The following is a 15450-nucleotide window of genomic DNA, read 5'->3' as shown; positions in this document are numbered from 1 at the left end:
AAAAAATAAATGAAGTATCTTACAGCGATAATTGTAGCTATAATAGGCTCTGCTTTGGTTAGCTGCAACCAGAAAATTAAGCATAGTAGACTTATCGTTCCCAAACAAATACAATGGGACACCTTGAAAGGTGGATTTGAAGATGATACCGATTTGTATCATAAAGCCTTCTTTGTACTATATGTGAGTAATGACACCCTCTATAGGATAAAGACTGAAAATGAATTGATAAACGATAGCATCTTAACTGTCACATCAGTGTCTTGTGCAGAAGTCTTTAAGATAAAAGAAGTAACCCCCAAAATGCTTATAGTTGAGAGGGAAAATAAGAAAGACACCTTCTTTCTTGCACAGTACACAGACCACAATGTGCATAAGCGAAGTATAAATAGAGTTAAGCAATGGATCTATGGTAAATATCCAGCACCTGAGATTGTCATACCAAATTGATTATATCTGAACCTATCAGAAGTTATCTCCACAATAAGAACATCAAATGAAACTTACCTTCAACTTATTGCTTGCTGTGTGTCTGTCGGCATGCTCTTTATCGCCAAGCACTCCACAAAAAGACATAAAAAAGGATGAGCAGAAGAGAAAGAGCACCATCGTAATTGACAGTGCACTTAAATTGCGATACCATGCGCAAGGCGAATACTATGTGATGGACTTTATAACCATTGGTAAAAACTACATCACATTTAATAAAATGGCGTCTGAACTGATTACCATTCATATTAGATATATAGATGAAGAAGGAGCCATTATTGGAAAAGATTATCACTTCAACAACGATACACACAAGCTATCACATTTCTATTCGATAAAGAATAATCACCTTCATGGCTTTGCCGTATTCTATAATGATGCGAGAAAGGTTGAAAGATACGAGTACTTTAATGAAGGAGAAAGTGGGCATCCACAATTGACTAATGCTAATTCTATTGATAAAGTCCACCAAGAAGTATTTTCAGACAGCCTCTTCCACACGCTATTCCTACAACCAAGGCATGGAGATATATACAAGAGTAGTTCTATGGAGTATTACAAGACTCGGGATAAACGCATCTTGTTTATAGGCTCATTATGTTTTGTCGTTAAGAAAGAGGGAACTCTGGAAGCAATCTTCACGCACTGTTATAAATGCAACAATAAGTTGTTCAGAGAAGGAGAAGGTTATTTTTTTGACCCACACAGTCGTTACTTAATAGCTTTAAGCCATTATAAACATAACACGCCAAATGGAAAAGCCATTATATTTGATAACGATGGGATGATAATACAACACAAATGACTATCTAAACAAAAATGAAGTAATGGCTCAATATGATTTGAATATGAGAAATGGATGGGCAATTTAAAAGCTAACTTTACCCCTATCCGTACCTCATCCCAAACTCATTTCAATGTAATGATGTCGCTCCAACGGGTTGTTGGGTTCTTACTTCTATGCTCGTGTTTAATGGCATTAGCAAATACGTCAGCCTTCCCTTTACCCTCTTTACGCGTATATTGTTGACAGCCAAGAACGATTGTTTCCGTTCCGTTAACCTTGTTCAATTGGTCTATAACGGTATCCAATCGGTGCATTTTCCCTATTTGTTCGGCACTCATACCGAAGAGGTCTTGTTGAATAGGAGTGTTTGGCATAATTCCCATAACAACGACACCTGCTTTCTTATAGCGGTAACCTTGCCGATAGAGCTTTTGTAACACACTGTTAGCCGACTCTACAATGGCGATAGTACTGTTGGTGGGTGTGATGAGCCGAGTTTCCATAAAGTTCCAACACTTTGAAGGACCTACACTAAAAGCGCCCGTGTGAAGATACACGCCAACAATAGCTGCCACCGTGCCTTGCTGTCGTAACTTTTCGGCACACCGTGCAGCGTAGTTTGATACGTGGGTGCGTATGTCGTTGAGGTTTGTTATCGCTCCATTAAACGAGCGACTGATGCAGATGGATTTCTTTTGGGCTATCACTTCGTCAGGAATACAGTCCTCACCATTCAGTTCACGCCAAGTACGTTCAAGTGTGATGCTGTTAAACGTAGCCCTTACCCACGAGATGTTACGTGTGGCAAAGTCGTAAGCCGTCTTCACATCCATAGATTGCAAGCGAGCTGCATAACGTCTGCCTATACCCCATACTTCGTCAATGGGATAGAGTTTAAGAGCCTTGATGCGCTTTTCATCAGTGTCTATCAGGCAACAATGGCGATATCCCCGATATTTTTTTGCAAAATGACTAGCCACCTTAGCCAACGTCTTGTTGGGCGCCATACCGATGCTGATAGGCATTCCAACACTGCGTTTAACCCTCATATACAGTTTCTCGCCCCAATCTTTCAAGTCTACCTGTTCCAAGCTATTAAAATAAACGAAGCACTCGTCTATGCTATAACGGAAGTAGACAGGTGCCTCCTTCCTGATAATTTCCACTACACGACCCGTCAACTCGCCGTATAGTTCGTAGTTGGACGAAAAAACTGCAATATCTTGATTAGGAAATTGCTCTGCAAGTTGAAAATAAGGTATGCCTGCCTTGATGCCCATGCTTTTGGCTTCGCTAGACCTAGCCACCACACAGCCATCATTATTGCTGAGCACTACCACAGGTTTACCATTCAAATCTGGTCTAAACACGCGCTCACACGAGACATAGCAATTGTCGCAGTCTACTATTCCGTACATCGTATTAGACCTTTCTCCAATTCTTAATCGTCCATACGACAACGCCCCACACCTTGAAAGAATCGTCTTCATCAATTCTTATGGGGCAGAAATTTGGGTTAGCTGGGCGTAATTCTATATATCCCTCCTCGCGATGACACAGGTCTAGGTACTTGATCGTGAACTCTTCGTTGATGTAACCCACCACAACATCACCGTCTCTAGGTTCAAGAGAGCGGTCGATAACAGCAATATCACCATCACAGATGCCAGCTTCAATCATTGAATCTCCCTCCACTCTACCATAAAAAGTGGCTTCGGGATTTCGTATGAGGTCGCGATTGAAATCTAGCGTCTCGTGTAAGTAGTCTTCGGCAGGTGATGGGAAACCCGCCTTTAATCCTTCTGCAATAGGCAGCTTCAGTTTCTCATTGAAGTTGCCTTGTAGGATTTGAATGTTCGACATGTCTCTATTACTATATTATGTTGTGGTCTTTTAAATGGTTGCAGCAATGTGGTTGGTCTTGCCAAAATAAGCGATAAAACACCATCTAATAAATCCTCACTTCGTTACAAAAGATGTAAAGCGCAAAAAGTAACCTGATATCAAGAAGCATTTTCGCTTTCTATGGGTTGTTCTTAACCTAAGTTAGCCTATCATACAATACCCAAATGCTGCATGGCGTGCATAATGCCATCTTCGTCGATATGTGTTGTAACGAAGTCGGCAGCTTGTTTTACATCGTCGCCTGCGTTGCCCATGGCCACGCCTACGCCTGCTGCACGTATCATACTGATGTCGTTTCCACCATCGCCAAAGGCTGCACAATTTTCAAGAGATATGCCAAGGTGTTGCGCAATGGCGGCAAGTCCCCTACCCTTGTCAGCCATACGCGAGGTAATGTCCATAAACTCGGGATGCCAACGTGCAGAAACGCAGTTGGGTATGCGAGGCATTAACTGCTGTTCTTGCTCAATGGTGGCGAAAGGAGTTAACTCCAAGATATCGTTTTGCATTAATTCGTCTATGGAAAGGTGATAGTCGACGCCATGAATATCAAGCGTGCGCCTGTAAATACGGTCGATATTGTCTTTATAATTAAAGGTACCTATAGCTGTTTCACCCACCACCACACACGAATAGTCTTGCTCGGTGGCATCGTTAAGTATCAGTTCTACATCGCACTTGGGGATAGGACAATGATAAACCACTTCGTTTCCTACTATACAATGTGCGCCATTGGCAGTGAGATAGCCCTCTATAAAAGGGAGAATGGCATCTATATTATTGATGATGGAGTATGGCCTACCCGTGGCGATAAACACTTTCACACCCCTTCGCTTAGCCTGTGTTATGGCCTCAACGGCCGAAGCGGGGATGGTATGCGTGCCCATGCTGACAAGTGTGCCATCGATATCGAAAAACAAAGCCTTAATCATGTCCTGAAAATTTGCTACAAAGGTAGCCTTTTATATTTGAATACGAAAACACCGCATAGCGAATGTTGGCATATTCGTTATGCGGTGTTATACAATTCATCGAAGAAAGGCCTCTCATAGTCAACAGATTTGATTCTAGAATTTAGCCTTTCAACCAAGCTTTACCACCAATAAGTCGGTACGAAGCCGTTTGTACTGTGGCTACAGATCGTTTGTAGTGTGACTACAAACCGTCGGTAGTGGGACTACTAACCATCGGTAGCATGACTACCAGCAATTTGTAGTGGGACTACCAACTGCTAGTAGCCGAACATGATGGTAAATGAACGCTTCATTGCTTAGAAACAATGGATTTCAAAACCAAATGTTTTTGACTACAAAGAACCTTTGCGAGTAGCTCGTTTACCCAAAGTCATCGAACATTATGTTCTCTCGGTCAACGCCAATACTATCGAGCATGCGCTGCACGGCATTGCTCATCGGACCAGGACCGCACATATAGAACTCAATGTCTTCGGGTGCCTCGTGGTCTTTAAGATAAGTATTGTACATCACTTCGTGCACAAATCCCGCCACGTATGGCACTCCTGCCTCGTCGGCTTTGGGGTCGGGGCGGTCGAGTGCGAGGTGGAAATGGAAGTTGGGATATTCCTTTTCCAACTCGTGGAAGTCTTCCAAGAAGAATGCCTCGCTAAGGCTACGCGCACCATAGAAGTAGTGCATCTCGCGATCTCGTACGTGCAGCGTCTTGAGCAAGTGCATAATCTGACTGCGAAGAGGTGCCATACCAGCACCGCCACCAACCCAAATCATCTCTTTCTTTGAGTCGAATATCGGGTGGAAATCGCCAAACGGACCGCTCATCACGACCTTATCTCCTGGCTTGCGCGAGAAAATGTAACTAGAAGCAATACCCGTAGGCACGTTTTGGAAGCCAACTTCGGGACGCGGCTTAAACGGCGTGGTGGCAATACGCACCGTTAAGGTGATGCGGTCGCCCTCTGCGGGGTAGTTGGCCATGGAGTAAGCGCGGATAGTTTCTTCGGGATTGTGGGCCTTGAGGTCGAAAATGCCGAACTTTTCCCATACTGCCACGTACTCTTCGCCAATGTCGTTCTTGTCGAAATCCTTGTTATAGTCGATGGTTTCGTATGCGGGTATCTTTATTTGAGCGTAGCTTCCCGGTACGAAATCCATGTGCTCGCCTGGCGGCAACTCTACAATGAACTCCTTAATGAAGCTAGACACATTCTTATTGCTAACAACTGTGCATTCCCATTCTTTCACACCCAGCACGCTTTCAGGCACTTTGACTTGCAAATCACCTTTAACCTTGCATTGGCAACCAAGTCGCCAGTGGTCTTTCACCTCTTTTCGCGAGAAGTGAGAGCGTTCGGAGTCGAGTATTTCACCGCCCCCTTCTACCACTTGCAGCTTGCATTGTCCGCAGCTAGCTTTTCCGCCACAAGCCGACGGTAAGAAGATGCCGTTCTCGTTGAGGGTGGCCATCACGTTGTTGCCCTGATCTACGGTAAGTTCTCTATCGCCATTGACGGTGATTAGAACCTTACCGCTGGGCGAAAGGTATTTCTTGGCCACCAGCAGAATTACCACTAGCAGCAAGATGATGAGCAGAAAAACGACTATGCTTATAAATATAAACTGTCCCATATATCCTTATCTTATAGATTTAAGCCCGAGAAACACATCATGGCCATAGCCATCAGTCCCACGGTAATGAATGTTATGCCCAGTCCTTGCAAGGGCTTGGGCACATCGCTATATTGCATCTTCTCCCTAATGGCACCCATCGACACGATGGCTAACGTCCATCCGATGCCGCTACCGATTGCGTAAGAGATGGAATCCCATACCGAACCGATGTATTGCGTGCTAGATGGGTCCATGTTTATACGCTGTTGCATAAAGAGCGAAGCACCCATGATGGCGCAGTTAACGGCGATAAGGGGTAGGAATATACCCAAAGCCGAATAGAGCGAGGGGCTATATTTCTCGACAACCATCTCTACCAACTGCACAATACCTGCAATAACGGCGATGAAAAGGATGAAGCTAAGGTAAGAAAGGTCGACGCCTGGTATCAAACAATCGGGACCTAGCACCTTGGTTTGCAGCAAATAGTCGACAGGGACAGTAACAAGCAACACGAAGGTTACGGCCAAGCCTAGTCCCAAAGACGTCTTTACGTTCTTGGAAACAGCCAAGTAAGAGCACATTCCCAAGAAGAAAGCGAATATCATGTTGTCCACAAAGATGGACCTAAAGAATAAACTGATTAAATGTTCCATAGTGTTTTCTTAATTTTTCTCCTTGTAGAAATATGCCCTATGCAGCCAAATCACGCAACCTAACAGTATCAATGCCATGGCAGGCATGGTCATCATACCGTTGTTTAGATAACCGGCGTTGTATGCGCTCTCGGGTATCAGCTGGAAGCCAAGTAGCGAACCACGGCCGAAAAACTCGCGAATACCACCCACCAGCACCAAAATGAAGGCGTAACCCAAGCCATTGCCAACACCATCGAGGAAACTTGGCCATGGCTTATTCATCATAGCGAAGGCTTCGAGGCGCCCCATAAGGATACAGTTGGTGATAATGAGACCTACATAAACCGAAAGTTCTACGCTGACATCATAGACAAAGGCCTTGAGAATCTGACTAACGACGGTAACCAACGCAGCAACCACCACCAATTGAACGATGATACGGATGCGCGAAGGTATGGTATTGCGTATCAGAGATATGATTACGTTAGAAAAAGCCGTAATAATGGTAACGGCAAGTCCCATTACGATGGCTGGCTTTAACTGCGAAGTAACGGCCAATGCCGAACAGATGCCAAGCACCTGAACCATAATGGGATGGTCGAGATTTAGCGGATTGACAAAGACTTCTTTGTTTTCCTTTGAAAATAACTTACTCATAACTGCTGCGTTCAATTATTTACTGGTTAAAAACACAAGATACTTCGACAAGCCCTCGATAAGCATGTCGCTCACGCCATCACTTGTCAGCGTGGCGCCTGTTACCACATCCACTTGCGTAGAGGGGTCGTCCACCTTCTTAACAACCGAAAGTGCCACCTTCTGTGTGCCCTTAGCGAACACCTTCTTACCCTTAAACAGATTTTGCCACTTCACGTTGTCTTTAATCTCGGCACCCAATCCGGCCGTTTCTCCTTCGTGATTGAAATACGCTCCGTAAACGGTGTTCTTATCTGCATCTAGTGCGATAAAGCCATTAATAGGTCCCCAAAGTCCCATACCATAAACAGGTACGATATATTTTATCTGTCCGTCTACTTTGCAAACGAACAAAGCCAATCGGCCAGCCTTGTAATCGGCGCTGTTAAGCAAGAATCCTGCCTTTTCGCCACCTTGTTCGCCTTTGGTGGTAACGTTTCCTTTGGTGTCTATTATCTCGTCGGCCAGCACCACTTCCTTATATTTTCGTGCTGCCTCTTCATCGCTTATGTCGCGGATATTAAGCGCATAAAGCAATTGTTTCTTCTTATCCAAGGCCACGTTGATATCTTGCAAGGGCTTCAACGCCTTAAAGACGAAAGCCAGCAAGAAAGCAACAACAACGACGATGATGGTAGAATATATCAGCGTATAGCCGTTGGAGTTAGTGTTTAGTCCTTTTTTCTTCACTTCTGCCATGATGTCATTTATTGTTTTTGGTTAAACGTTTCATGCGCTTGTTTATGTTAGCCTGCACCACATAATAGTCGATGAGGGGCGCAAACATATTGGCAAACAATATGGCCAGCATCATTCCTTCGGGATAACCAGGGTTCATCACACGGATGATAAGGGCCATTGCTCCGATAAGGAATCCGTAAATCCATTGTCCGGTGTGAGTTCGGGCCGACGTAACGGGGTCGGTGGCCATGAATACGGCACCGAAACAGAAACCGCCCAACACGATATGCTCGTACCAATCGATGCTAGTCATGCCCAAATGCTTAAACAACAAGGCCATTAAGATGCCTCCACCAAACACGCTTCCCATGGTACGCCAACTGGCAATGCCTGTCCAAAGCAAGATGATGGCACCTATACCGATGGCAATCACGCTTGTTTCGCCGATACTACCAGGGATAAAGCCCGTTATCATGTCGCTAAGGCTATACGGAACATTTGCTCCGACACCTATCTCACCCAAAGGCGTGGCAGCCGTAAAACCATCTGGCAGGTCGTAGCCAAAGCCCAAGATGGAGCTGGAAGCCACCCAAACGGTGTCGCCAGTCATCTTTGAGGGATAAGAGAAGAAGAGGAACGCACGCGCACAAAGGGCTACGTTGAAGATATTCATACCTGTTCCACCGAAAATCTCTTTGCAAATGACCACCGAGAAAGCCACGGCGAGCACCAATATCCAAAGTGGGCAGTTAACGGGGATAACCAACGGGATAAGAATACCCGTCACCAAGAAGCCTTCTTGTATCTCTTCGTGCTTCCATTGCGCCCAAGCAAACTCTATTCCCAAACCTACGGCATAGCTAACAACCACCTTTGGCAACACGGCGAGGAAACCGTAGAAGAACAGGTCGAAGAAACTGGCGTCTGCCAAATGACCTGCCGCCGCGTAGTTTTGGTAGCCTACGTTGTACATACCGAAGAGCAGAGCTGGCAAAGCGGCAATAACCACCATACTCATGATGCGTTTCGAGTCGATGGAATCGTGAATGTGCGCTCCCACTTTCGAGGTGGTGTTCGGCACATAGAGAAACGTTTCCAAACCGTCGAAGATGCTTTGGAAGGCGTGAAGCTTGCCCCCAGGCTCGAATTTCGGCTTTATCTTGTCTAAATATTGTCTTAATGCTTTCATACTGCTTTATGCATTTTCTTTACGTAACATGTTCAGCCCTTGGCGAACGATGCGTTGCAGCTCCAGTTTAGAGCTGTCTACAAATTCTGCCAGTGCGAAATCTTCAGGCGAAACCTCATAAATGCCCAGCTGCTCCATCTTGTCGATGTCGCCAGCGATGATGGCTTTGATTAGGAACTCACCGTAAATGTCCATTGGCAACACACTGTCGTATTCGCCACTCATAATAATATGGCGTTCGCCACCCTTCACGCGGGCGTCCAAGTCGTATTCTTTCTTGCCCATGAGCCACGAGAAATAGCTGCGCGAAGTGGAAAATTGGTTGGTGCGTGGCATTATCCAGCCAAACATTTCATTAGCGTCAGCACCTTCGGGGATAGCAGTTATCTCGGATGTTCTTACGCCTACGCTGTCTTCCAAGCACGATTTCGTACCCGTTAGGGGGTTGCCGTTGATAAGGCGCACATCTTCTTGGCGCACCAAAGCGTCTTTCAATACCACCGAGAAAGGTGTTCCTATCAGCGCATCAACGTATATGGGCGATGCCATGGCACTGCCTCCGAGAGCGATGGTACGTAGAAGGTTCACCTTACCTGTATTGAACAGCCTACCGAAGAAGATCACAAACGTTGGGTCTACCGTCCAAACCACTTCGCCCTTATTCACTGGCGAGATATGGTTTACCTGTACACCGACGTTTCCTGCTGGACATGGGCCATCAAAAACTGTCACTTCCACGTCTTTAGCGTTCACCAACGCATCTGCCGTTTGTTTCTTTCCAATTCCCAAATAGGTGCTGGCCATCTTCGAAAGGGCCGTCAATCCGGTTTGAAAATCACGTTCGTTACCCTGCAATTCATATTCGAAATTACCAGCAAGAGGCATGTCGCGCAACGCGGAAACAAAGATGGCCTTCGGCGTTGTTTGTGGATCGGCCGACACGGCGTAGGGCAATTGGTACACATAACCAAACAAACCTGCTTCCAACAAAGCGTTTCTCACCTCATCGGCAGAAAGCAACGTCACATCGCGTTTGCCAAAATCGTGAAATGCCTGCACCTCATCGGCCTGCAACTTAATACCTAGTATCTTACGTCTTTCGCCTCGTTCAACGGCCTTTACCGTTCCACTCACTGGCGATGCAAACCTCACCTCCGGGCGATTTTTATCTACAAATAAGGCGTCACCCACCTCAACACGGTCTCCTTCGTGTGTAACAAGTTTAGGAACAACGCCTTCGAAGGTGTCGGGACGCACAACATACTCTGTGCATGCACTCACAACACGTTTCGTTTCGGCAGCTGTTCCTTTCAGGTGAATGTTTAAGCCTTTACCTAACTTAATGACATTTGCCATGACAAATCTATAAATCTATTTTTATATGATGAATATCTCGTTCGACTTTTCGCATTGACAAAGTTTCATTGCGTCGCCCCACGAAGAACGACGAATGCTTGCCAAACTGGCGTTCGTTACAAGAACAAACCTCGGAAACAGGGGAAAAGTGGACCACCCTCCGCTATATCGTTGCAAATATAATCAAAATAAAACATAATAAAGAGAAAAACAGCGGGTATATTTCTCATTAAGATTTTTTTGATGTAATTTTGCCAACCAAACAGAGCAATTGAGAAAGTTACGACACATAATAAATACTATTCTATGGGCCGTTGTCGGCTTATACTTCGTTTTTGTGGTTTTGCTGCATGTTCCCTTTATTCAGGCTTTTGTTGGGAACACCATCGGCAACACCCTTTCGGAGAAGTTGGGCACCGAAGTGTCGGTGGGTAAGGTGGATTTGGGCTTTCTCAACCGAATAATCATCGACGATCTCGTTATCAACGACCAGCAAAACAAGCGTATGCTAGAGGCCACACGCCTCTCGGCAAAGCTAGATTATGCGGCACTTGCAGCGGGAAAAATCCATATATCCTCTGTTCAACTATTCGGTCTAAAGGCGAATCTCTATAAGAAAACGGCCCAAAGCCAAACCAATTTTCAATTCGCAATCGACTCGCTGGCATCGAAAGACGACACGTCTAACACTCCACTCGACCTACGAATCAACACGCTCATCATCCGAAGGGGAAATGTAAGCTACAATCAGCTCGATGTTCCCAAGTCGAACACATTCTCTGCCAAACACATTTTGGCAACCGATATCAGCGCGCACATTGCTCTTGACGCACTTACAAACGACAGCGTGAACCTCGACATTAAGGATTTGTCGTTCAAGGAACAATCGGGACTATACGTTAAATCACTAACGGGCGAACTTACGGCCAACAGACGACAGGCAAAACTCCTTAATTTAGCCTGTATTTTGCCTGCAACAAGCATCAGTTTCGGACCTATCAAGGCCACGTACGCCTTCAATGGATCCGAATTTCAATCGCCTTCACTTCAATTTAACGGCACTTTGCAAAGGTCTAAACTAACCTTGGCCGACCTTGCATGCTTCTTACCCGAGCTAAAAAAGTCTACGAAACCTTTCTTTCTCCAAGCCGACGTATCGGGAACAAGCACTTCTGTACGAGTGAAAACCCTTGAAATCTCGTCGCGCGAAAATAAATTCTCGCTCCAAGCCAATGGCTCTATCAGCAATTGGACCTCAAAATTGCGCTGGGTCACCACCATTAAGCGACTTCGCGTGAGTGCCGAAGGCGTGCAATTTCTCTCCGACAACTTCGCCAACCATTTCCAAGTGCCACCCATAATCGGTCGTTTGGGCAACATCGACTATATTGGTGAGGCTGGCGGATATGGACAAGATGTGGCCACCAAAGGCATCATACGCACCGATGCAGGAACTGCCACCGTGGCTTTTGGCAAACATAACAACAACTTCTCTGGCAGAGTGGAGACCAACGCCTTAGACCTTGGCAAGATTTTGGCCGACAAACGCTTCGGAAACATTTCTACACAAATAAACGTAGACGGGAAATTGCCCACCCGAGGTTCGGTCTACGTTAAGGCGAAAGGCGACGTTAAGGAGTTTTTCTACAACGCTTACAGCTATAAGAACATTGTCGTTGACGGCGAATGGAACAATGGAACCTTCGACGGAAAGCTTAATGTCAAAGACCCCAACGTGAATTTCGACCTACAAGGACAGTTCAACCTTTCCTCAAAGCAACCCTTTGCCAAGCTAAAAGCTGAAGTAACCAACTTCAATCCCTCGGCTTTGAGCCTCACTAACCGATGGCCAAACACGCAATTTAGCTTCGCTGTGATGGCCGACATTAAAGGTAATTCGCTCAATACGGCCAACGGAAGGGTGCAGTTAGACCGCTTTGCCATGGTTTCCGACACGAAAAGCTATAAGCTCGATGCCATATCCATAGACGTAAGCAACAACAACCAAGAACATTCGCTAGCTGTAAATAGCGATTTTGGCAACATCTTGCTCACAGGCAAGTACGATTACAACACGCTGACACAGAGCCTAACCAACCTCATTGGCAGCAAAGTGCCCACTATGCCGGGTCTTCCGAAGGTTACCGACGCACAAACCAACAACTTTACCATCAGCGCCAATGTCGACAACACCGACTGGTTGCAACACATCTTCAATGTTCCGCTGAACATCGAACAACCCGTAAACTTCGCCGCAAGCATGAACGATGCGCAAAAAACGCTCAGCGTCAGTCTTAAAGCACCTAGTTTTACCTACAACGGTCATCATATCGAAGGCAGTGTAGTAAGCATTAGCACGCTAAACGATACTTTGAAGCTTGCCGCACAGGCTACAAACGTGGCCGAAAACGGCAAGAAGATTTGGTGTAACGTACACGCAACGGCAGCCGACAATAAGATTTCGTCTACCGTTTCTTTCGATAACCTACGCAAGCCTTTATTAAGGGGCGAGCTGAAGTGGCATACCACATTCTTTAAAAACGATAAAGGGGAGGCCACCGCACAAGCCTCGTTCCTTCATTCGGGCATAACGGTGGGCGATGCCATTTGGGAAGTAAAGCCGTCGCAAGTTACATACAGTAAAAACCGTGTGCAATTCGACAAGTTTGCCGTTACACGCGGCAAGCAGCTTATCGGCATCGACGGTACGGCTACGGCCAATGCGCAAGACTCGCTCATGGTAGACCTCAAGGATGTAGACGTTAATTACATTCTCAACCTTGTTAACTTCCATGCCGTAGAGTTTGGTGGGCGCGCCACTGGCACAGCTATTGTGAAAACGCCTTTCAGCAATCCCGATGCCTACGCTAACCTGCGGGTGAACGATTTCACCTTCGAGCAGGGCGATATGGGTACGCTCGTTGCCGGAGTAAGGTATAACTACGAAAAGGGAAACGTAGAAATAGACGCCATTGCCAACGATGGACTAACCACCAACACCTTTATCAACGGTTATGTTTCGCCCAAACGCAACAACATCGACCTCGCCATCAAGGCCAACAACACCAATATCGCCTTCATGGAGACATTCTGCAAGAGTTTCCTACATGGCGTTAAGGCCTACGCCAATGGTGAAGTGCGCCTATCGGGACCGTTGAGCCATATTAATCTTACGGGGCAATTGGTGGCCAATGGCAACCTGATTATGACGCCATTGAACACCACTTACACACTGACGAACGACACCGTGCGCTTCGTTCCTAATAGAATCGACCTGAACAGCTGTCGATTTACCGACCGACATGGGAACGTTGGTAGGCTGAGTGGTGAGATAAGGCACGACCACCTTACCAACCTGAGCTTCAACCTGAACGTAAAGGCTAATAAGTTGCTGGTGTACGACACTAAGAGCTTTGGCGAGAACACTTTCTACGGAACTATCTTTGCAACGGGAGATTGCAATATCAGAGGCCGAAGCGGTGAGGTAAACATCGACATCGACGCCACGCCCTATCGCAATTCTACGCTCGTTTACAACGTGGCCAGTCCACAATCCGTAAACAACAATTCATTTATCCATTGGGGTTCCAACGCTTTGCTCACTGCCGAAGAACAACAAGCGCAGAGCGACAACGACGAAGAGCACCAGCACAATGGCAACCATGGGGCAGACATACCCACCGACATTCACCTTAATTTCTTGGTGAACTGCACACCCGATGCATCCATACGTCTCATCATGGACAAGCAAAGTGGCGACTATATCTCGCTTAATGGATATGGCGTATTAAGGGCCACCTATTATAATAAAGGTTCTTTCGACATGTTTGGCAACTATGCCATCGAACGGGGAGTGTACAAACTCACCATACAAAACGTCATCAAGAAAGAGTTCACCTTCGAACAGGGCAGCACCATTGCCTTCAATGGCGACCCATACGCAGCCCGCCTGAACATGAAAGCCATATATACGGCCAACGGTGTGAGCCTTTCCGACCTCAACATCGGTAAGAGTTTCTCTAACAATACCATTCGTGTAAACTGCCTGATGAACATCACAGGCACGCCCGCAGCACCTAAAGTGTCGTTCGATCTCGACTTACCCACTGTCAATTCGAATGCCAAACAAATGATATATAGCCTCATCAATGGCGAAGAGGAGATGAACCAGCAGGTGCTTTACCTCCTGGCCGTTGGGCGTTTCTATACGCAGGGCCGTAACAATGCCGACTTGGGCAATGCCAACGCACAAAGTAGGACTTCGTTAGCTATGCAGAGCTTGCTTAGCAGCACACTTAGCCAACAGCTTAACAACGTACTTGGAACAGTTGTAAATAATACCAACTGGAACTTCGGGGCAAATATTGCCACGGGCGACGACGGCTGGGGTAACGCCGAATATGAGGGACTGCTTAGCGGACGATTGCTTAATAACCGATTGCTGATAAACGGCCAGTTTGGTTATCGCGACAACGTAAATACCACCAAGAGCTTTATCGGTGACTTTGACATCCGCTATCTGCTCTTCCCTAGTGGCAGCATGGCCATCAAGATGTACAACCAAACCAATGACCGCTACTTTACGCGCAACAGCTTGAACACACAAGGCATCGGTTTGATACTGAAAAAAGACTTTAATGGATGGAAAGACTTGTTTGGAATAACAAGTAGAAAGAAGAAAAAAGCTAAGCCTGAAAAGAAAAAGTAGGCTTACTTACGTCTGCATTTGTAAGCGAAAGACACGCTACAAACCATAAAGCGAACACCTCAAATACCGCCTTTCGTGCTTTAAGCAGCATTATTGCAAGTTCATTTCTATGTGCGTGGGATAAAAGAACGCCATCTTTCACGCCTCACTTGATAAGCGCTTGTAGTGGGCTTTTTAAGCTCCCGCTTTGGTACAGCTAAGCTGGACCCCTGTTCCAGATAAGTTGGAACAGTGTTCCAATTCAACTGGAACAGCGTTCCAGATAACATGGAACAGGCGTCCAAAACATGTATAACACGGCGGTTAATGTAATCATGCATCATCAGAGCTATGAAAGCGTATTTGCGGAGCTATGAAAATGCGAACGACGGAATGGCTAATTGGCGAGTTTGGGATAAGAAACCATATACCTTCTG

The 15450-nt window shown here is 46.1% G+C and carries 13 protein-coding genes; 3 read left to right on the top strand and 10 right to left on the bottom strand.

The genetic code is table 11. The features are described from left to right. Window positions 1-9 precede the first annotated feature (9 nt). Both F453_RS0107295 and F453_RS0107290 read left to right on the top strand, forming a co-directional pair. Entirely contained in the window at window positions 10-450 is a 441-nt protein-coding gene (locus F453_RS0107295) for a hypothetical protein (protein WP_018967433.1), read from the top strand. A gap of 46 nt (window positions 451-496) precedes the next feature. Then, the gene (locus F453_RS0107290; RefSeq protein WP_018967432.1) at window positions 497-1294 is read left to right on the top strand and encodes a hypothetical protein; all 798 of its coding nucleotides are present in this window, start codon (window positions 497-499) and stop codon (window positions 1292-1294) included. 104 nt (window positions 1295-1398) lie between these two features. Here the strand turns inward: F453_RS0107290 and F453_RS0107285 are convergent, their stop codons facing one another. The 9 genes from F453_RS0107285 to F453_RS0107245 all read right to left on the bottom strand — a co-directional run bounded on the left by F453_RS0107285 (window position 1399) and on the right by F453_RS0107245 (window position 10326). Further along, window positions 1399-2694: a Y-family DNA polymerase gene (locus tag F453_RS0107285; protein WP_018967431.1), complete on the bottom strand. Its 1296-nt coding sequence runs from the start codon at window positions 2692-2694 to the stop codon at window positions 1399-1401. A 4-nt stretch (window positions 2695-2698) separates the two neighbouring features. Further along, window positions 2699-3139, bottom strand: coding sequence for a LexA family protein (locus F453_RS0107280; protein WP_018967430.1), 441 nt, complete (start codon window positions 3137-3139; stop codon window positions 2699-2701). Window positions 3140-3330: 191 nt separating this feature from the next. Beyond that, the gene (locus tag F453_RS0107275) at window positions 3331-4113 is read right to left on the bottom strand and encodes a Cof-type HAD-IIB family hydrolase (RefSeq protein WP_018967429.1); all 783 of its coding nucleotides are present in this window, start codon (window positions 4111-4113) and stop codon (window positions 3331-3333) included. Window positions 4114-4515: 402 nt separating this feature from the next. Next, entirely contained in the window at window positions 4516-5784 is a 1269-nt protein-coding gene (gene nqrF, locus F453_RS0107270; RefSeq protein WP_018967428.1) for an NADH:ubiquinone reductase (Na(+)-transporting) subunit F, read from the bottom strand. 11 nt (window positions 5785-5795) lie between these two features. Continuing rightward, on the bottom strand, window positions 5796-6422 hold the full coding sequence (nqrE, locus tag F453_RS0107265) for an NADH:ubiquinone reductase (Na(+)-transporting) subunit E (RefSeq protein ID WP_009235713.1): 627 nt from the start codon (window positions 6420-6422) through the stop codon (window positions 5796-5798). A gap of 9 nt (window positions 6423-6431) precedes the next feature. Beyond that, window positions 6432-7061, bottom strand: a complete 630-nt coding sequence (locus tag F453_RS0107260; RefSeq protein WP_018967426.1) for an NADH:ubiquinone reductase (Na(+)-transporting) subunit D — start codon at window positions 7059-7061, stop codon at window positions 6432-6434. Window positions 7062-7076: 15 nt separating this feature from the next. Further along, on the bottom strand, window positions 7077-7799 hold the full coding sequence (gene nqrC, locus F453_RS0107255; RefSeq protein WP_018967425.1) for an NADH:ubiquinone reductase (Na(+)-transporting) subunit C: 723 nt from the start codon (window positions 7797-7799) through the stop codon (window positions 7077-7079). A 4-nt stretch (window positions 7800-7803) separates the two neighbouring features. Next, window positions 7804-8970, bottom strand: coding sequence for an NADH:ubiquinone reductase (Na(+)-transporting) subunit B (locus tag F453_RS0107250; RefSeq protein ID WP_018967424.1), 1167 nt, complete (start codon window positions 8968-8970; stop codon window positions 7804-7806). 6 nt (window positions 8971-8976) lie between these two features. Next, complete coding sequence (locus F453_RS0107245; protein ID WP_018967423.1) at window positions 8977-10326, bottom strand: Na(+)-translocating NADH-quinone reductase subunit A; 1350 nt, start codon at window positions 10324-10326, stop codon at window positions 8977-8979. 271 nt (window positions 10327-10597) lie between these two features. Here F453_RS0107245 and F453_RS0107240 point away from each other — a divergent pair, with 271 nt between their 5' ends. Further along, the gene (locus F453_RS0107240) at window positions 10598-15034 is read left to right on the top strand and encodes a translocation/assembly module TamB domain-containing protein (RefSeq protein WP_044121759.1); all 4437 of its coding nucleotides are present in this window, start codon (window positions 10598-10600) and stop codon (window positions 15032-15034) included. Between the two features lie 107 nt (window positions 15035-15141). Here F453_RS0107240 and F453_RS16170 read toward each other — a convergent pair whose 3' ends face one another. Then, entirely contained in the window at window positions 15142-15357 is a 216-nt protein-coding gene (locus F453_RS16170; RefSeq protein WP_081619138.1) for a hypothetical protein, read from the bottom strand. Window positions 15358-15450 lie beyond the last annotated feature (93 nt).

Source organism: Hoylesella loescheii DSM 19665 = JCM 12249 = ATCC 15930, assembly GCF_000378085.1.
In the GTDB taxonomy this organism is placed as follows: Bacteria; Bacteroidota; Bacteroidia; order Bacteroidales; family Bacteroidaceae; genus Prevotella; species Prevotella loescheii.
Note: the sequence above shows the minus strand (reverse complement) of the source record. Positions and strands in the feature narration are given on the sequence as shown.